The 18,334-nt window shown below is 55.3% G+C and carries 15 protein-coding genes; 7 read left to right on the top strand and 8 right to left on the bottom strand.

Translation table 11 applies throughout. From position 1 onward, the window contains the following. Positions 1–20: 20 nt before the first annotated feature. From BLR97_RS04180 to BLR97_RS04170, 4 genes are all read right to left on the bottom strand, one after another. On the bottom strand, positions 21–1,139 hold the full coding sequence (locus BLR97_RS04180) for a hypothetical protein (protein ID WP_089702814.1): 1,119 nt from the start codon (positions 1,137–1,139) through the stop codon (positions 21–23). Between the two features lie 33 nt (positions 1,140–1,172). Beyond that, a complete protein-coding gene (gene leuA, locus BLR97_RS04175; protein WP_089702811.1) occupies positions 1,173–2,879 on the bottom strand; it encodes a 2-isopropylmalate synthase in 1,707 nt (568 codons plus the stop codon). Beyond that, the gene (locus BLR97_RS19540; protein ID WP_139172895.1) at positions 2,876–3,067 is read right to left on the bottom strand and encodes a hypothetical protein; all 192 of its coding nucleotides are present in this window, start codon (positions 3,065–3,067) and stop codon (positions 2,876–2,878) included. Before BLR97_RS19540 ends, leuA begins: the two co-directional genes overlap by 4 nt. Positions 3,068–3,202: 135 nt before the next feature. Continuing rightward, the gene (locus tag BLR97_RS04170) at positions 3,203–4,072 is read right to left on the bottom strand and encodes an ion transporter (RefSeq protein WP_089702809.1); all 870 of its coding nucleotides are present in this window, start codon (positions 4,070–4,072) and stop codon (positions 3,203–3,205) included. Between the two features lie 162 nt (positions 4,073–4,234). Between BLR97_RS04170 and BLR97_RS04165 the strand changes: the two genes are divergently transcribed. From BLR97_RS04165 to BLR97_RS04135, 7 genes are read left to right on the top strand one after another with little or no spacing between them, the layout of a single operon-like run. Next, positions 4,235–7,072, top strand: coding sequence for a monovalent cation/H+ antiporter subunit A (locus BLR97_RS04165; protein WP_089702807.1), 2,838 nt, complete (start codon positions 4,235–4,237; stop codon positions 7,070–7,072). Next, positions 7,072–7,404 (top strand): Na+/H+ antiporter subunit C, encoded by a 333-nt coding sequence (locus BLR97_RS04160; protein WP_089702805.1) that lies wholly within the window; start codon positions 7,072–7,074, stop codon positions 7,402–7,404. The genes BLR97_RS04165 and BLR97_RS04160 overlap by 1 nt, the downstream gene beginning before the upstream one ends. Then, positions 7,401–8,912: a monovalent cation/H+ antiporter subunit D gene (locus BLR97_RS04155; RefSeq protein WP_089702803.1), complete on the top strand. Its 1,512-nt coding sequence runs from the start codon at positions 7,401–7,403 to the stop codon at positions 8,910–8,912. Before BLR97_RS04160 ends, BLR97_RS04155 begins: the two co-directional genes overlap by 4 nt. Next, positions 8,909–9,406, top strand: coding sequence for a Na+/H+ antiporter subunit E (locus BLR97_RS04150; protein ID WP_089702801.1), 498 nt, complete (start codon positions 8,909–8,911; stop codon positions 9,404–9,406). Before BLR97_RS04155 ends, BLR97_RS04150 begins: the two co-directional genes overlap by 4 nt. Then, on the top strand, positions 9,400–9,669 hold the full coding sequence (locus BLR97_RS04145; protein ID WP_089702799.1) for a K+/H+ antiporter subunit F: 270 nt from the start codon (positions 9,400–9,402) through the stop codon (positions 9,667–9,669). The genes BLR97_RS04150 and BLR97_RS04145 overlap by 7 nt, the downstream gene beginning before the upstream one ends. Before the next feature lie 37 nt (positions 9,670–9,706). Beyond that, a complete protein-coding gene (locus BLR97_RS04140) occupies positions 9,707–10,093 on the top strand; it encodes a Na+/H+ antiporter subunit G (protein WP_089702797.1) in 387 nt (128 codons plus the stop codon). 21 nt (positions 10,094–10,114) lie between these two features. Continuing rightward, positions 10,115–10,945 (top strand): DUF6694 family lipoprotein, encoded by an 831-nt coding sequence (locus BLR97_RS04135; RefSeq protein WP_340147934.1) that lies wholly within the window; start codon positions 10,115–10,117, stop codon positions 10,943–10,945. 23 nt (positions 10,946–10,968) lie between these two features. Here the strand turns inward: BLR97_RS04135 and serB are convergent, their stop codons facing one another. From serB to pgi, 4 genes are all read right to left on the bottom strand, one after another. Then, positions 10,969–12,174: a phosphoserine phosphatase SerB gene (gene serB / locus BLR97_RS04130; protein ID WP_089702795.1), complete on the bottom strand. Its 1,206-nt coding sequence runs from the start codon at positions 12,172–12,174 to the stop codon at positions 10,969–10,971. 3 nt (positions 12,175–12,177) lie between these two features. Beyond that, positions 12,178–14,430 carry a DNA topoisomerase IV subunit A gene (gene parC, locus BLR97_RS04125; RefSeq protein ID WP_089702793.1) on the bottom strand — a complete coding sequence of 751 codons (2,253 nt, stop codon included), beginning with the start codon at positions 14,428–14,430 and terminating at the stop codon, positions 12,178–12,180. Positions 14,431–14,436: 6 nt separating this feature from the next. After that, positions 14,437–16,332: a DNA topoisomerase IV subunit B gene (gene parE / locus BLR97_RS04120; protein WP_089702792.1), complete on the bottom strand. Its 1,896-nt coding sequence runs from the start codon at positions 16,330–16,332 to the stop codon at positions 14,437–14,439. A gap of 187 nt (positions 16,333–16,519) precedes the next feature. Beyond that, positions 16,520–18,214 (bottom strand): glucose-6-phosphate isomerase, encoded by a 1,695-nt coding sequence (gene pgi / locus BLR97_RS04115; protein WP_089702789.1) that lies wholly within the window; start codon positions 18,212–18,214, stop codon positions 16,520–16,522. Positions 18,215–18,334 lie beyond the last annotated feature (120 nt).

Genomic DNA, 18,334 nt, shown 5'->3' with positions numbered 1-18,334 from the left:
TGATTGTAAAAACCACTCTTTTAACCAATCTCACCGGCTCTGCTCTTGGCACGTTCGGTTAACGTCTTGTTAGCGGCTTTAAAGCACAACTGCATCAACGGCACCAGTAACCACAACAGCGGCAACAGTAGCCAGCGATAAACAAAACGCGTCATGATCAATAGCGGCAATAATACGATCAGCCAAATTAGAAACTGGCCAACCCATACCGGCCAGCCAAGCCAGGTAGAGAGGTTGGCGCCCAGCGCACTCACCAAGCTGGGATGGCGCACGACCACATAGGCGGTGCCCGCTACCACGGCAACTTTGGCCATCCGAGGCAAGGCCGCAAAACGCCCACCACTCACTAGTACGCCATGGCGCAAACCAGTACGGGCGCCCTGTACTTCCACGCTACCTACCCGGGCGGCACGGGCGGCCCTGCCTGCCCGCAGCACTTTGACGGTGCTGGCCATCACGAGCAGATCGACACCGGCCCAGCCTAGATCGGCGGCGCCAATGTCGTCGCCCCGCCGCCACTGGCTTTCCAAATCGCGTAAACCACTGGTGAAGAAATCGCCTACGCCAGCGACCACTCGTTCACCTTGCAGCCACTCCACCTCGCCTTGGTCACTGACCACAAACTGGTTGAGCAGCGCGTGGCCATTGGCATCTAGCAGAGCGATCCCCATCTGCCCGCGGCGGTAAGGGGTGAACGCCGCATTGGTGTCGGCATTTTCTTCGCTCCACCAACGGCTAATCTCCTGATAACGCTCGTCAATCCAATGTTGCGCCCGAAGCGTGGCCACATCGTGGGTGCGAAAGTAGCTGATAGGGAGTACGGCGTCGGCGCCATAGCGCACCAGCACCTGCTGAAATTCGGGTAATAGGCCGTATTCCAGCAACACCTCGCGAGCCACATCGCCGTAACGCAAAATCGCCAGCGAGGCGCTCATCCATAGCGCCTGATCGGCGGCATAGCTGAGAAAGAGCGCGTTGATCTCAGGCGACGCCTGCTGTAGCGATGGCTCCATAGAGGGCAGCGCCCGCTGGGCTTCCAAACGCACCAATTTGTCCTCGAATGGCTCAGAAGAGGCAGCCGCTGTTAACACAGCGGCTGCCAAAATGGCCATCACCAGCAGGATCAGCGAAACACGCATCGCTTGCTCCTTCTAACCTCAAGCCATGCGTGCCTAGACCAACGTCTCCGCCGTCACGTTCGCTGCAGGCTCTTGATTGGAGTAATGGCGGTTGATGGCGCTCAATACGCCCTTCATCGACGCGCTGGTGATGCTTTCATCGTTGCCAACACCGAATACCGCCTTGCCGTCGATGCGTACTTCTACGTAGGCAATGGCTTCAGCATCGGCCCCCTGCCCGCGGGAATGTTCGTGGTAGTCAATAATTTCCACATCGTGCCCGGCGGCAGCCAGCGCTTTAATGAACGCCGCTAACGGGCCGTTGCCCTCGCCGTTGAGTGTTTGCCGTTGACCGTTTTCCTCGACCACCGCCTCCAGCGACACTTTCGGACTATCGGGCTCTGACGACAGACGATGATTGATCAACGTAAACGGAGCTTGCTGCTCTAAATATTCGTCGGCAAAGGCCTGGTAAATCATCTGGGAGGTGATTTCTTTGCCGGTACGGTCAGCCACTTCCTGCACCACCTGACTAAACTCAATGGAAAGCCGGCGCGGCAGTTCAATGCCGTGCTCCTGCTCCAACAGGTAGGATACGCCGCCTTTACCGGACTGGCTGTTAACACGAATCACCGCTTCGTAGCTGCGTCCTACATCGAGCGGATCGATGGGCAGGTACGGCACATCCCAAACCGCCTCGGGATTAGCGCGACGATCGGTCATACCTTTCTTAATGGCGTCTTGGTGAGAACCTGAGAAGGCCGTAAATACCAAGTCGCCCACATAGGGATGGCGCGGATGCACCGGCAGTTGGTTGCAGTATTCCACTTCGCGCATGACGGGGGTGATATTGGAGAAGTCGAGCTGCGGGTGAACGCCCTGGGTGTACATGTTCATGGCCATGGTGACGATGTCCACGTTACCGGTACGTTCACCGTTACCAAACAGCGTGCCTTCCACGCGGTCTGCCCCGGCCATCAGCGTTAGCTCGGCCGCCGCAACGCCTGTACCACGATCATTGTGCGGGTGAACGCTGACAATCAAGTGATCGCGATTTTTTACATGGCGACAGAACCACTCGATTTGGTCGGCATAATTATTGGGCGTTGCCACTTCAACCGTGGCCGGCAGGTTAACAATCATGCGGTTATCAGACGTTGGCTCAAAGGCCTGCATCACCGCTTCGACAATCTCGACGGCAAAGTCCATCTCGGTGGTGGTGAAAAGCTCCGGCGAGTACTGAAACGTCCAATTGGTTTCCGGGGCGGCTTCCATCTGGGCGCGAATTTGTTTGGTGGCCTCAACCGCGATCTCCACACATTCGCTTTTATCCACGTTAAATACCACACGACGGAACATCGGGTCGGTCGCGTTATACACGTGGACGATGGCATTTTTCGCGCCTTTGAGTGCTTCGAAGGTGCGCTCAATCAAGTGCGGACGCGCTTGGGTCAGCACTTGAATGGTCACGTCCTCGGGGATTTTATCTTGCTCGATCAGCGTGCGGACAAAGTCGAAATCGGTCTGTGAAGCCGAGGGAAACCCCACCTCAATCTGTTTAAAGCCGACTTTCAGCAATATATCGAACAGGCGCTCTTTGCGCTCGTGATCCATCGGGTCAATCAGCGACTGATTACCATCACGCAGGTCAACGCTGCACCAGATCGGCGGCGTTTCAATGCGCTGGCTGGGCCATTGGCGGTCGGGTAAGTCTACTGCGACGAACGGACGATATTTCTTGGCGGGATCAGACAACATCATGACGGCTCTCCTGGGCAAATAGGCTGGTAATGGATGGCTGGATTGACGGCGGGCGTGCCAACGAAAAACGCCCCATTGCCAATACAGGCAATGGGGCGCAAAAAACCATATGTAGCTGCACGCACCATATCAATGGAAGTGCGGCAGCCAAATTGAATTGATTCGATAAATCCAGTGTTGATAACCATGTCTACCTCGCCACTAATGAAACCTAACGACAATGCCAGCGGCACTGCCCGACCCTGATAATTCAGAGACGGGCGATTAGTAGTCGTAGATCTAGCGCAAAGGTATTCATGGATATGTTCATACCCTCTAGAAAATCAGTCTTCACGGGGTTTGTCAACATGTGAAGGCGCATTGCCCGATGTTTGCTCTGTTAAAGCCGCCTCCATTCGGTCTAACTGGCTGCGCATTTCGCTCACCTCGTTGTGCAACGCTTGCATTTCGTCGACTTCGCCCTCGTTGTTTAGCGCGTCAAGGGCGGCACTCTCTTTCTGCATCACATCCAACACGATGCCAATCATCATATTCAGGAAAATAAACGCGGTAAGGAAAATAAACGTCAGGTAGTAAATCCAACTCCACGCATAGACTTCCTGGGTGGCGTAGAGCACGTCGGTCCAGTCTTCAAAGGTGGCAATACGAAACAGTGTGAGCATCGACGTGGAGATGTTGGCCCACAAGAAGCTATCAACGTCGGCAAACAGAAAGCTGCCAACCGCCGCATAGATATAGAAAATAATAAACATCAGCAACACGACGTAGCCCATGCGCGGGATGGACTTCACCAATGCCGAGAGCAGCATTTGCAGCTCAGGAATCATCGAGACCAAACGCAGCACACGGAAAATTCGCAGCAGCCGTGCCAGTAGCACCATCTCAGAATCGTCCATGGGGATCAGGCTGGCGGTGACGATGACGAAATCGAAAATATTCCATCCGCGCTTGAAAAAGCGCACCAGACTGCCTTCAGCGGCCATCCTGATGAGGATCTCCACCAGGAAGAAAACCGTGATCGCCAGATCGAGATATAACAGCCACTGTTCAAAGCGCGACGTTTCTTCTTCGTAGGTTTTGGCACCGATGACCAGCGCCGAGACCACAATAATGGCGATCACGAACGCTTCAAAAAATTTGTTCGAGCGCAGGGTTTCGAAACGCTGCTGCCATGTGTCGAAAGGTTGATTCATAAAGTAAACAGGCTCACTACGTTGGACGGCGCCACTTTATACTAAAACTTCACAACGACACTACAAGTGATATCCTCTTGTTTCATTTGTTGTACCCCCGATGCCTCAGCCGACGCCATTGCGGCTAGCGGGCCTTTTTTATTATTGCGCTGGATGACTCCCATGACACTGCTGTGGATAGCCTTACTGCCTTTACTAGGCGTCTTGGTGCCGGTCCTCAACGCTCAACGCAGCCGCGTTGCCTGCTCGTTGGCAACCGCCATACTGCCGGCCATTGCCCTACTGCTGACCTTGATGCAGATACCGGCGCTGCTCGATGGCGAGACGCTACGTTTCGCCGTCAGCTGGCTGCCGGAGCTAAACCTTGAGTTAGCCCTGCGTCTAGATGGCCTAACGCTACTGTTCAACATCCTGATTATGGGTATTGGGCTGTTGATATTGCTATACGCCCACTATTATCTTGCCAGCGACGAGCCTGTTGGCCGCTTCTACGCATTTTTAATGCTATTCATGGCCTCAATGGTCGGCATTGCGATGTCCGACAACCTGATTCTGCTGTGGCTCTTTTGGGAGCTCACCAGCCTTTCGTCCTTTTTATTGATCGGCTTTTGGTCCCACCAATCGGATGCCCGTAAAGGTGCCCGAATGGCATTAACGGTGACGGGAGCCGGCGGATTAGCCCTTTTGGCAGGGCTACTGTTGCTGGGTGATATGGCCGGCAGCTTCAGCATGGACGACGTATTATCCAGCAGTGAGATAATTGTTGCCGATTCACGCTACCCGCTGATGCTGTGTCTGGTACTTCTCGGCGCCTTTACAAAATCCGCCCAGTTCCCTTTCCATTTTTGGCTTCCCCATGCCATGGCCGCACCAACGCCCGTGTCGGCCTACCTGCACTCAGCCACAATGGTCAAAGCCGGTATTTTTCTTATGGCGCGGCTTCACCCGGCAATTGCCGATAGTGAGCTATGGACTGTCTTAGTATCGCTGGTGGGGACGGCAACGCTGCTTTACGGCGCCTGGTTTGCGTTATTTAAAACCGATTTAAAAGCCATTTTGGCGTTTTCAACGGTCAGCCACCTGGGGCTTATTACCGTGCTGTTGGGTATCGGCAGTCCCATGGCGGTATTGGCGGCCCTGTTTCATATTTTGAACCATGCCGCCTTTAAAGCGGCACTCTTTATGAGCGCGGGTATTATCGACCACGAAACAGGCACCCGGGAATTAAAGCAGCTAGGTGGACTAAGAAAGGCGATGCCGGTCACCGCGCTACTAACCACGCTGGCCGCCGCGGCCATGGCGGGTGTCCCCCTGTTCAACGGTTTCCTCTCCAAAGAAATGTTCTTTACCGAAACCTTAGCAACACCTGTGCTAGGCGGATTGAGCTGGGTACTGCCTGCCTTGGCAACGTTGGGTGGCATTCTGTCCGTCGCATACTCACTGCGCCTTGTTCATGCGGTATTTTTCAAACCCGCTCGCGAGGCACCGCCTAAATCACCTCATGAGCCGCCGCACATGATGCGCTTACCCGTAGAAATGCTCGTCGTGCTCTGCATTGTGGTGGGTTTGCTCCCTGCATTAACGGCAACGCATCTACTCGACCTAGCCAGTCAAGCGGTATTACAACAGCCGTTAGACTTTAAATTAGCGATTTGGCACGGCGTGAACCTGCCGCTGATGATGAGCGTAGCAGCCTTGGTGATCGGCGCTGCTCTCTACTGGCGTCACCCTGAAATGCGCTTTTTCACCCGTCAATTTCCTAGCATTGATGCGCGCCGTGTGTTTGAGCGTTTGATTGTGACGCTGGGCTATCGGGCCGAGCAGTTGCTCGCGATTTTCGAAGGTAATTCATTGCAGCGATACATGACCCTACTGCTGATGTCGGCGTTTTTGATGGGGCTGATAGGCGTTGTCCAAGTGACCGATCTCACCGGCGTTGCAGGTAATCAGCCGATCGACGGTGTGGTGTTGCTGGGCGCGGTAATGCTAATTTTTGGCGGCATCGCCACCGCTGCCACCCATCGCTATCGCTTAATTTCATTGTTAATGCTGTCGATTGTAGGGCTATTCGTTGCCCTCACCTTCGCCCGTTTTTCCGCCCCGGACTTAGCGCTTACCCAGCTTTCCGTGGAAGTGGTCACCATGATCTTACTGATGCTGGCGCTATTTTTCTTACCCCAAAAAACGCCGCAGGAATCCAGCCCGTTGCGCAACGTGCGCGACATAATGTTGGCGGGTTCTCTGGGCTTGGTGGTCGCCAGCCTTAACTATGCGGTCATGACCCGAGAAACGCTGTCGATCTCTAACTTCTTCATCGAGAACAGCAAGCCCGGCGGCGGTGGTTATAACGTAGTGAACGTTATTCTCGTCGACTTCCGCGGCTTCGATACCCTCGGTGAAATTACGGTGCTGGCACTTGCCGGCCTGGCGATCTTTAAGCTCCTGAATCGCTTACGCCTATTTATTCCGCATAGCGACGGCGAGGGCCGCATATGGTCACCAGATCGCTATCCAGCGATTTTGACGTCAATTTCCATGATGCTACTGCCGCTAGCCTTGCTGGTCTCTGCGTTTATTTTCCTACGCGGCCATAATGAGCCGGGCGGCGGCTTTATTGCTGGCTTGATTACCGCAGTTGCGTTGATTCTGCTGTATATGGCGCGTGGCGTGGAATGGGCTCAAGAGCGCTTGAACTTCCCCTTCCAACCCGTAGCGGTTGTCGGCGTCGCAATCGCCACGCTCACCGGGCTTGGCAGTTGGCTGTTTGGCTATCCGTTCCTCACCTCGTCTTTCGGTTATTTCACCCTGCCTGTGATCGGCGAGTTTGAGCTAGCGACGGCGCTGCTCTTCGATCTAGGGGTTTACTTAGCGGTGGTCGGTGCCACGCTAATGATCCTAGCCAACTTAGGTAAGGTCACGACGGCCCATCGACCAGTGACCGAAAAAAACGAAAAAGACTCAGACACGCCTTCCACCCCCTCCAGCAAGGAGCCTCACTAATGGAATTGCTCTACGCTATCACCACCGGGGTGCTCACCGCCTCGGGGCTTTACTTGACGCTGCGGGGGCGTACCTTCCCTGTTGTCGTGGGGTTAACCCTGCTGTCGTACGCCGTCAACCTATTCTTGTTTTCCATGGGCGGGCTCACCACCGATGGCGCGGCGCTAGTCAACGAAGGCGATAACTTCGCCGACCCACTTCCCCAGGCCCTGGTGCTAACCGCGATTGTGATTGGTTTTGCGATGACCGCGTTTGTGGTCATTTTGGCAATGCGTGCCCGAAGTGAAGTCGGCAACGATCATGTGGACGGCAAAAAGGATGACCGAGAATGATCCAGCATCTTATTGTTTTACCTGTCGTTCTTCCGTTAATAGCCGGCATTTTAATGCTCTACCAACGCCATGGGTTGGTTCGCTATAAACGCATTGTCAGCGTGGTTGCAACCTTAGGGCTACTGCTAGTCGCTATTGGACTGGTGAATCAGGCGGCATCGGGTGAGATCACCTATTACGCCCTGGGTGATTGGCAGCCGCCGTTTGGCATTGTGCTCATGCTTGACCGTCTATCAGCGCTTATGGTGCTGGTGACCGCGCTGCTCGCTGTGGGCGCAGTCATCTTTGCCTGTGGCGGTGACGACGAAAAGGGCAGCAACTTTCACGGCTTGTTCCAGTGGCAACTGATGGGGATTAACGGTGCCTTTTTAACGGGTGACTTGTTTAACCTGTTCGTGTTTTTTGAAGTGCTGCTGCTTGCCTCCTACGCCCTCTTGCTCCACGGCGGTGGCAAAGCACGCATTCAGTCCAGCGTTCATTATGTGGTGTTAAACTTAGCAGGCTCGTCGCTTTTCTTGATCGGCGTGGGCATCCTGTATGGGGCAACAGGCACGCTCAACATGGCCGATATGGCCTCTCGCATGTCCGAGCTGCCCGCCGAACGCGAAGGATTAGTGGTCGCCGGTGCGATGATCCTGTTGGTGGTGTTTGGTCTTAAGGCCGCTATTTTACCGTTGTATTTTTGGCTACCCCGAGCCTATGCCGCCGCCCCAGCCCCTGTCGCCGCTTTATTTGCGGTAATGACCAAAGTTGGGATATACGCTATTTTGCGCGTCTATAGCCTGATCTTTGGCGACCAAGCAGGCAATTTGGAAGCCATCGAACAATCCTGGGTATGGTGGCTCTCACTCGCGACCCTGGCCGCCGCTGGTGTAGGCGTGATGGCCGCCCGCGATTTCCGCTTGTTGATTGCCTACTTAGTGCTGATTTCTGTCGGCACGTTGCTGGCTGGCGTGGGCATGCGTAGCCCTGAAGCCACCTCGGCGCTACTCTATTATTTGGCTCACACCACGCTGGTTACCGGCGGCCTCTTCTTATTGGCTGAAATGATCGGCCTACAGCGCGGCAAGCCAGGTACTCGCTTGGTCAAGGGGCGGCCGATGGTGCAAGGCGCTGCATTGGCACTGGCCTTCTTTTTTGGAGCTATTGCCATTGCGGGATTACCCCCTCTCTCGGGCGCGTTCGGTAAGGCACTGATGCTCAACGCTGCAGAAGGCAGCCAGCGGCTTTGGCTGTGGCCACTATTGTTGCTGGCGAGTTTGGCATCGTTGATCGCCCTTTCACGGGCAGGCTCTACCCTGTTCTGGCGAAGCCATCGCGGTAATATCAGCGGCAGTCCACTGCCCCGCTATCAGTGGGTCGGTATGCTGTGGTTACTTAGCTCGTCACTGTTGATGGTCGTGTTTGCAGGCCCTGTGAGTGACTATACCCAGGCCACCGCCGAGCAATTAGCCAATCCAGGCTTGGTAATTGACACGCTTCTACCTGACGCTGGAGACACCCAATGATTCGATCACGCGCTTGGTTACCGACGCCTGTTTTTTCATTGCTGTTGCTCTTCGTGTGGTTATTATTAGCGCGCAGCGTTTCCCCTGGTAATATCGTATTAGGCGGGGCATTGGCCATTTTGATTCCCTTGCTAACTCACCGATTTTGGGATTCACGCCCACGCATTAAAAAGCCGCTAAAATTGCTACGTTTTGTGCTGCGCGTGCTGGGTGACATCATCACCGCCAACTTCGAGGTGGCTTATCTGATCGCCAACCCATGGCGTAAGCTCAATCCCCACTTTATTGAATACCCGCTTATTCTCGAAGACCGCTTTACCATTACGCTGCTCGCCAGCACCATTAGCCTGACCCCAGGCACGGTATCCGCCAACTTGCGTATGGACGGTAAGTCATTACTCATTCATGCCCTCAATGCAAACGACGAAGAAGCGCTGATAAAGCAAATTCGTGAGCGCTATGAGCGCCCGCTCAAGGAGATTTACGAATGCTAGACATTGCACTGTATATCACCCTAGCGCTGGTCGTCGCGGCACTATTAATGAACCTTTATCGACTCACCATTGGCCCCGATTTACCGGATCGTGTACTGGCGCTGGACACCATGTACGTCAACTCCATTGCACTCATTGTGCTGCTAGGACTATGGCTGAATAGCAAGACTTACTTTGAGTCGGCGCTACTGATCGCCATGCTCGGTTTTATCAGCACCGTTGCCGTGTGCAAATACATATTACGCGGAGATATTATCGAATGAGTCCTGTCACTTTTACCGCTAACACACCGGGGTGCTTATGTCGTTCTGGGTAGAGGCACTTATTTCACTGCTGCTGATCGCAGGGGGCCTTTTTGTCTTTGTCGGCTCATTAGGCATGGCGCACCTGCGGGATTTTTATATGCGCTTACATGGCCCCACCAAGGCCACGACGCTGGGCATTGGCTGCATGCTGTCGGCATCAATGGCGTATTTCTGGAGCGTTGACGGGACGCCTGACATTCAAGAACTCCTAATCACCTTGTTTTTGTTTATCACCGCCCCTGTTAGTGCCCACTTGCTCGCGAAGACAGGCCTGCACATGCGCTTAAAGCACATTGATAAAACACAGGGCAAACCGTTTGAACTTCGCCCTGAGGAAGTGGGTAAAAAACCCGTTCCTCACCCCGACAAAGGCCATGGCTAATTACGTTGTTAAGGAAATTGTATGTGGAGCCTGCTCAAGCTATCGGCATTGTCACTGTCGATGATGGTACTCGCGGGGTGCTCAGAGCCCAAAATCGATACCAGCTCGATGCCTGCCGCTGTGGTATCGGTAGAAAAAGTACGCGAATCGCTGCCAACGTATAAACGCGATGAGTTTGATCAAGCCCTGACGATTATGGCGATGTCATCGTTTAACGGTATCGACATTCTCAACCCCCGGCCAATGCACGCTGTGGAAATCGCCGAGTCGGCTAACGCCTATATGCATGGTTTGACTGGTGATGAGGCGATTGAAAAAGCCAATGAAATGCTGCGAAAACGTCGCGCACGGGAGCGGGAACAAGCGCTAGGCATTATCACGCGCTTGGAAGAAAAGCAGGCCAATGCCGAGCACGACCGCAAGCAGCGAGCCCTATTTTCCCTCGATGCTGATTTCTACATGAGTACGAGCCCCTACGGGGCATTAGAGCCGGTAATTGAGCTTGCGGCCACCAACGGTACGGATCAACACATCACACAGCTATCACTCAGAGGTGTCCTCACCAGCCCAGGCCGAAAAACACCGTGGGTGGACGAAGCCTTTTATTACGTGATTCCCGAGGGGTTAGCGCCCGGCGAAAGCGCTGAATGGCGCTTGGCTCCTAACCGATTTGGCCCCTGGGGGAATCGGGATATTCCCGACAACGCCCAACTGGATGTAACGATCGAAGCACTACACGACGCCGAGGGTAACCCACTATGGGATTCACCCCCGCTAACTGAACGCCAGCAAGATAGACTAGAAGACTTGCGCAGTGAGTATGGCGTTATGATCGAGCCTTCAAAAGAATAAAGGAGGCCCTTGCAGCCTCAGCTTTAGTCAACTAAATCAGCCTCGCGATAACCGATTAGGTAAAGCACCGCATCGATGCCAAGGGTTGAAATGGCTTGGCGGGCTTGGGCGCGCACCATGGGTTTGGCGCGAAAGGCGATACCTAAGCCTGCTTTCGCCAGCATTTTTAGATCGTTCGCACCGTCGCCCACGGCGATCGTCTGGTCTAGCGTCAAGCCTTCACGCAGGGCAATTTGTTCCAGCAACTCAGCCTTGCGTTCGGCATCGACTATTGGTTCGCGCACCTCGCCGGTGACAATCCCGTTTTCGATGACCAGCTCGTTGGCGTGAATTTCGTCAAAGCCAAGCTTGTCCTGCAAATACTCGGCAAAATAGGTAAAGCCGCCGGAGAGAATCGCCGTTCGATAGCCTAGACGCTTCAAATTGGCCATCAAGCGTTCCACGCCATCCATCAATGGCAACTCAGCGGCGATGCTGGCCAATACCGCTTCATCGAGCCCGGCCAGTTTACTCATGCGCTCACGGAAGCTTTGCTGGAAATCCAGCTCACCGCGCATGGCCCGCTCGGTGACATCCGCCACTTCATCACCCACGCCGTGACGGCGTGCTAGCTCGTCAATCACTTCTGCTTGGATCAGCGTCGAATCCATGTCGAAGCACACCAAACGGCGATGACGACGCCAAATCGAATCTTCTTGAATGGCAATATCCACGTCGTGCTGGGCACCTAGCGCCAACGCTTTTTCGCGTAGCGCCTCGACATCGGCATCGTCCCCTCGTAACCAGCACTCAACACAGGCTCCTTTGGCGGGCGCATCCCCATCGAGCGGCTCGCGGCCCGAAAGGCGGTGAATTAACTCTACCGTCAAGCCAAACTCAGCGGTTAGTGCGCCAACCTCGGCTAAGATACCCGCCGGCAAGCGAGGTGCCAATAGCGTCAAAATCAATCGGGGCTGACTTGCTTGTTCGCTCCAGCGCTGATAATCATCCGCGCTCACGGCAACGGCTTGCACATCCAACCCTAGCGTATCTCCCGCGTTGCTCAACGCCGCTTCAAGCGCATTGTCGTGCTCAAGCGCCACCAGCGCTTCTAAGGAAAGCATGCCAAAGGTCACACTTTGATTGATATCCAACAGCCGCGCGCCGCTATTCGCCAGGGCCTCTCCCAGGCCGGCCAGTTGACCAGGCCGAGCCACGCCTGTTGCGCGAATCAGATAACGTGTTGCCATGAATTACTCCCCCGCCTCGATCCAATCAACTTTTTGGAAGCCGCGCGGCAACTTGCTTCCCCGGCGACCTCGTTCGCCGCGATAATACGCTAAATCATCAGCTTTTAGAGTTAGCTTGCGCTTACCAGCATGCAGTACCAAGGCGTCGTTATCTTTTATCACCGCGATACTACGCACAAACTCCTCTCGCCGGGCAGCACGCGGCCCCGGGATATCCAGCATCTTATTGCCTTTGCCCTTGGCCATTTCGGGCAGTTGCGACAATGGGAAAAGTAACAAACGTCCTTCGTTGGACACCGACGCCACCCACAACGCTTCTCCATCAGGCACCTCGATAGGCGCCATGACGCTACAGCCTTTGGGCAGGCTAAGTACCGCTTTACCGGCTTTATTTTTACCGGTCAGCGTATCTAGGCGCGCCACAAACCCATAGCCACCATCGCTGGCCAGTACAAAGCGCCGTTCAGGAGGCGCGAGCATCAGCCCGGCCATTTTGGCCCCAGCGACAACGTTAGCACGCCCGGTGACCGGCTCCCCCTGCCCCCGGGCGCTGGGTAGATTATGCGCCGACAACGTATAAGCACGCCCAGTGTCATCCAATAGCACCAGCGGCTGATTGGTTTTACCTTTCGCCGCCAGTTGAAAGCTATCCCCGGCTTTATAGGAGAGCCCCTCAGGGTCAATATCGTGCCCTTTGGCCGCGCGAATCCAGCCTTTATCTGAGACCACCACGGTAATCGGGTCAGCGCCCAACAGCTCAACCTCAGAAAGCGCCTTAGACTCTTCGCGTTCGACCAGCGGTGAGCGGCGCTCATCGCCGTGCTCTTTACCCGCCGCGCGGATCTCTTTTTCGATCAGCGTGGTGAGCTTGGCTTCGCTACCCAGCAGCCCCTCTAAATATTTGCGCTCTTTTTCCAGCTCGTCCTGCTCACCGCGAATTTTCATCTCTTCGAGCTTGGCAAGGTGGCGCAGGCGCAGCTCTAAAATGGCTTCGGCCTGGCGTTCGGAGAGACTAAACGTCGCCATCAGCAAGGCTTTAGGGTCGTCCTCTTCACGAATAATGCGGATTACTTCATCCAGGTCGAGGTAGGCGATCAACAAGCCTTCCAGGATATGCAGGCGATCTTCGACCTTGCCTAGGCGGTGCTCTAAACGACGGCGCACTGTGCTGCGTCGAAACTGTAGCCACTCGCCAAGCATTTCGGGTAGCGGCATGACCCGTGGGCGGCCATCCAGGCCGATCACGTTCATGTTCACCCGCACGTTCTTTTCCAGGTCGGTGGTGGCGAACAGGTGCGCCATCAGCGACTCGACATCCACTCTGCTAGAGCGCGGTTCAATCACCAGCCGGGTGGGTTCCTCGTGAGTCGACTCATCGCGCAGGTCAGCCACCATGGGCAACTTTTTGGCCTGCATCTGCGCGGCAACCTGTTCCAGCACTTTGGCACCGCTCACTTGATACGGTACCGCCGTGATGACGATATTGGCCTCTTCACGGGTATAGCGGGCACGCAGTTTCACCGACCCCCGGCCGGATTCATAAAGCTTCCGCAGATCTTCTTTGGGGGTAATAATTTCCGCATCGGTTGGGAAATCCGGTGCGGGAATAAATTCCATCAGATCGACGGTAGTGGCTTTGGGGTTGCGAAGCAGGTGACACGTGGCGTCGACCACCTCGCTAACATTGTGGGGCGGAATATCAGTGGCCATGCCCACAGCAATACCTGTACCGCCGTTGAGCAGCACATGGGGTAAGCGGGCCGGCAACACCACCGGCTCTTGCATGGTGCCATCGAAGTTGGGTGCCCAATCGACAGTGCCCTGGCCAAGCTCGCTAAGCAGCACTTCGGCAAACTTGGAGAGCTTGGCCTCGGTGTAGCGCATCGCAGCAAACGATTTAGGGTCGTCGGGACTCCCCCAGTTGCCCTGGCCATCCACCAGCGGATAGCGGTAGCTAAACGGCTGGGCCATCAGCACCATGGCTTCGTAGCAGGCGCTATCACCGTGGGGATGGAATTTACCTAGTACATCGCCGACGGTACGCGCCGACTTTTTGTACTTGGCGTTGGCGTTCAGCGCCAGCTCGCGCATGGCGTAAATAATCCGCCGTTGCACGGGTTTCATGCCATCGCCGATATTGGGCAAGGCACGATCGAGAATCACGTACATTGAGTAGTCAAGGTACGCTTTTTCCGTATAGTCGCGCAGGGAGAGACGTTCGACGTCTCCCTCTGCGACTTGAATATCCATGGTCATCGGGGGTTATACCTCAATGTCTGCGAGGTTGCCGTAATCTTCCAGCCATTTTTTGCGGTCGCCGGCGCGTTTTTTGGCCAGCAGCATATCCATCATTTCCAGCGTGCCGTCACCCTCGGTCAGGGTAAGCTGCACCAGGCGGCGGGTCTCGGTAGCCATGGTCGTTTCGCGCAGTTGAAGCGGACTCATTTCACCCAGGCCTTTGAAGCGCTGAACATTCGGTGTGCCGCGTTTGTTGGCCAGTTGCTTGAGGATGGCGGTTTTTTCGCTTTCATCCAGGGCGTAGTGCACCTCTTTACCTAAATCGATGCGGTAGAGCGGCGGCATGGCAACATAAACATGACCAGCATCGACCAAGCTGGGGAAATGTTTGACGAACAGTGCGCAAAGCAGTGTGGCAATGTGCAGACCGTCGGAGTCAGCATCGGCAAGAATGCACACCTTGTGATAGCGCAGTTTTTCCAAATCGGCGCTACCGGGGTCGGCACCAATCGCTACGGCGATATCATGTACTTCCTGGGAACCGTAGATATCGTGGGTTTCCACCTCCCAGGTGTTTAATATCTTACCGCGCAGCGGCATTATCGCCTGAGTCTCCCGGTTGCGCGCCTGCTTGGCGCTACCGCCGGCAGAGTCCCCTTCGACCAAAAACAATTCGCTTTGGGCCGGGTCTTGGCCGGAGCAGTCGGCCAGCTTACCGGGCAACGCAGGTCCCGAGGTTACCTTCTTACGCGCGACTTTCTTGGCTTTTTTCTGGCGGCGCTGGGCGGCGTTAATTACCAGTTCAGCGAGGGCTTCGCCTTGATCAACATGGTGGTTAAGCCACAGCGAGAAGGCGTCTTTCAGCACGCCAGAGACAAATCCGGCGATGGTTCGAGAAGACAGTCGCTCTTTGGTTTGCCCTGCAAACTGGGGATCGAGCATCTTGACCGAGAGGACAAAAGAAGCCCGCTCCCAGAGGTCATCGGCGGTGAGTTTAATCCCCCGCGGCAGCAGGCTACGGTATTCACAAAACTCGCGCAGCGCATCAAGAAGCCCCGAGCGAAAACCGTTAACGTGAGTGCCGCCTTGAGGGGTGGGAATCAGGTTAACGTAGCTTTCCAACAAGGCATCGCCGCCTTCAGGCAACCATTGAATCGCCCAATCAACGCCGTTCTCATCGTCAGTGAAGTGACCGACAAAAGGCGACGGGGGGAGCACTTCATAGCCGTCGGTGGCTTCAACGAGATAGTCACGCAGGCCGTCGGCGAACTCCCATTCGGTTTTGGTACCGTCAGGCTCTACCAGCGTGACGGCAAGCCCTGGGCAAAGTACTGCCTTGGCGCGCAGCAGGTGTTTCAGTTTACCCAGCGCCAGCTTAGGGCTGTCGAAGTAGCTTTCATCCGGCCAAAAACGCACGAGGGTACCGCTTGCCCGTTTAGCGGCTTTGCCTATTTCGTGCAGCTCTTCAACTTTCTGGCCAAACTCGAAAGCCATGGCATGGCGCCCACCATCGCGGGTCACTTCGACGTCCAACCGGCGCGACAGAGCGTTCACCACCGACACGCCCACCCCGTGCAGGCCGCCCGAAAAACGGTAGCTATCAGCGGAAAACTTGCCGCCTGAATGTAGTTTGGTAAAGATCAGTTCAACGCCCGACACACCATGCTCGGGGTGCAGGTCGATGGGCATACCGCGCCCATTATCCTGCACTTCGATCCCGCCGTCGCTATGTAGCACCACTTTAATCGTGGTGGCGTGGCCTGCCAGCGCTTCATCAACGCTGTTATCGATGACTTCCTGAGCAAGGTGGTTGGGGCGAGTGGTGTCGGTATACATACCGGGACGCTTACGTACCGGCTCGAGCCCCGACAGGACTTCGATGGAGCTCGCGCCGTACTGAGAGGCATCAAACTGGGTCATGTAACGTCGGTTCCCTGAAAAATCGTACTTGGCAAAGCCATATTGGATGCTGAAACGAGTGATTGACGGCTTGTAAAGAGGCACAGGATAGCGGAAAAGCAAAAAACTGTATATCTAGCCATGTTTATTGCCAAGGACGCTGGGGATAGGTCGTAGCGTTAGCCCCGCCTCTAATAACGACGGTGCATCACTCCTGCTCCGCCGCCCAAAACGCCTCAATCAGCCTGCGAGTGGACGCATCCATACGCGTCAGATCGCCCTGATGGTCGATGATTTTCTGCGTATCCGTGGCAATCTGTTTGCCTAGTTCAACGCCCCACTGGTCGAACGGATTGATATCCCAAATCACCGCCTGAACAAACACCTTGTGCTCATACAGCGCAATAAGCGAACCCAGCGTTGAAGGGGTTAGCTTGTCCAACAGCACCGTGGTGGAAGGCTGATTGCCTCGGTAGCGCTTGTGCTCTGGGCGTGGGCCATCGTCATCAATGGCATCATCGCCCAGCATCAGCACCCGCGATTGAGCAAAACAGTTAGCCAATGCTAAGCGATGCTGGGCTTTCAAGTGGCGGCGGGTATCCTGATCGTCCACCTCATCATAGCGCTTCAGCGGTGCGATAAAGTCGCATACCACCGGCTGTGTACCCTGGTGGAGCAACTGATAAAACGCATGCTGGGCATTGGGCCCCAACTGCCCCCAGAGCACCGGGCAGGTGGAGTAATTAACCGCCTGGCCCTGACTAGTCACCGACTTACCGTTGGACTCCATCTCGAGCTGTTCCAAGTAAGCAGCAAAATACTCCAAGCGCCCGTCGTAAGGCAAAATCGAGTGAGCGCGAATATCCAGAAAGTTAACGTTCCAGATTCCCGCCAGCCCCAGCAGCACCGGCAAATTATCCGCCAAAGGCGCTTCTTGAAAATGGCGATCCATGGCGTGGGCACCGGCTAACAGTTCGCGGAAATTATCCATTCCAACGACCAACGCAATCGGCAAGCCAATCGTCCCCCACAGCGAGTAGCGCCCGCCGACCCATTCCCAGAACATCAATTGATGATCAGGGGTGATGCCCCACTCGGTCATTTTGTCGGGGCTGGCGGAAACACCGATAAAGTGCTGACGAATAATCAGCTCAGCACTTACCGGCGTGGCGCTAGGCACCTCACCATGCTTCGACAGTCGGCCGATTAGCCAGTCTCGAGCGGTATTGGCGTTAGAGAGTGTGTCGATAGTAGTGAACGACTTTGAGGACAGTACAAACAAGGTGGTTTCAGGATTAAAGCGGGCTAGGTAATCGGCGAGCTGCGAACCGTCCATGGTCGAGGCAAAGTGGACTTCCAGCGGATGAATATCCTCAGGCTGGTAGTCGGCCAGGGCATGAGTAACCATCAACGGCCCGAGATCGGAACCGCCAACGCCGAGGTTGACCACATGTCGGATTGGCTTCCCGGTGGCTCCGCGCCACTGCCCTGCATGCAGCCGCTGCACCAATCGATCCATTTGGGCCAGGCTTTCATGCACGTCAGTGACGACATCGTCGCCTTCCACCTCGAGCGTAGCATCCGCCGGTAAACGCAAGGCGGTGTGCAAGGCCGGGCGGTTTTCGCTGACGTTTACCCGTTTGCCGCTCAACAGCGCCTCAATCGCCCCAGGCACCCCCGCTTCCTCCGCCAGCGCCAGCAAGTGCTCTAAGGTATCGTCATCCCAACGCTGTTTGGAAAGATCTAGCGTCAAACCCGCCACCTGGCGAGTAAAACTCTCCCAGCGTGAAGGCTCGGTACCAAATAGCGTTTTCAAGTGAACGTGCTGCAGCGTTTCAGCGTGATGCTTTAACGTCTGCCAAGCGGGTAACGTATCGGGGGTTGCCCGTGATGATGCAGCCATGTGCCCTCTCCTTTGGCGTCATTCCGTGCAGCAGAAATGTGTTCTAAACAGGTCTGTCCTGGCCAGGCCTGTTCTAGTCAAAGCAGGGCGCGTAAACTACGCAACCTCATTAATAATCCT

Origin of the sequence: Vreelandella arcis (assembly GCF_900103865.1) — a bacterium.
Lineage (GTDB): Bacteria > Pseudomonadota > Gammaproteobacteria > Pseudomonadales > Halomonadaceae > Vreelandella > Vreelandella arcis.
Note: the sequence above shows the minus strand (reverse complement) of the source record. Positions and strands in the feature narration are given on the sequence as shown.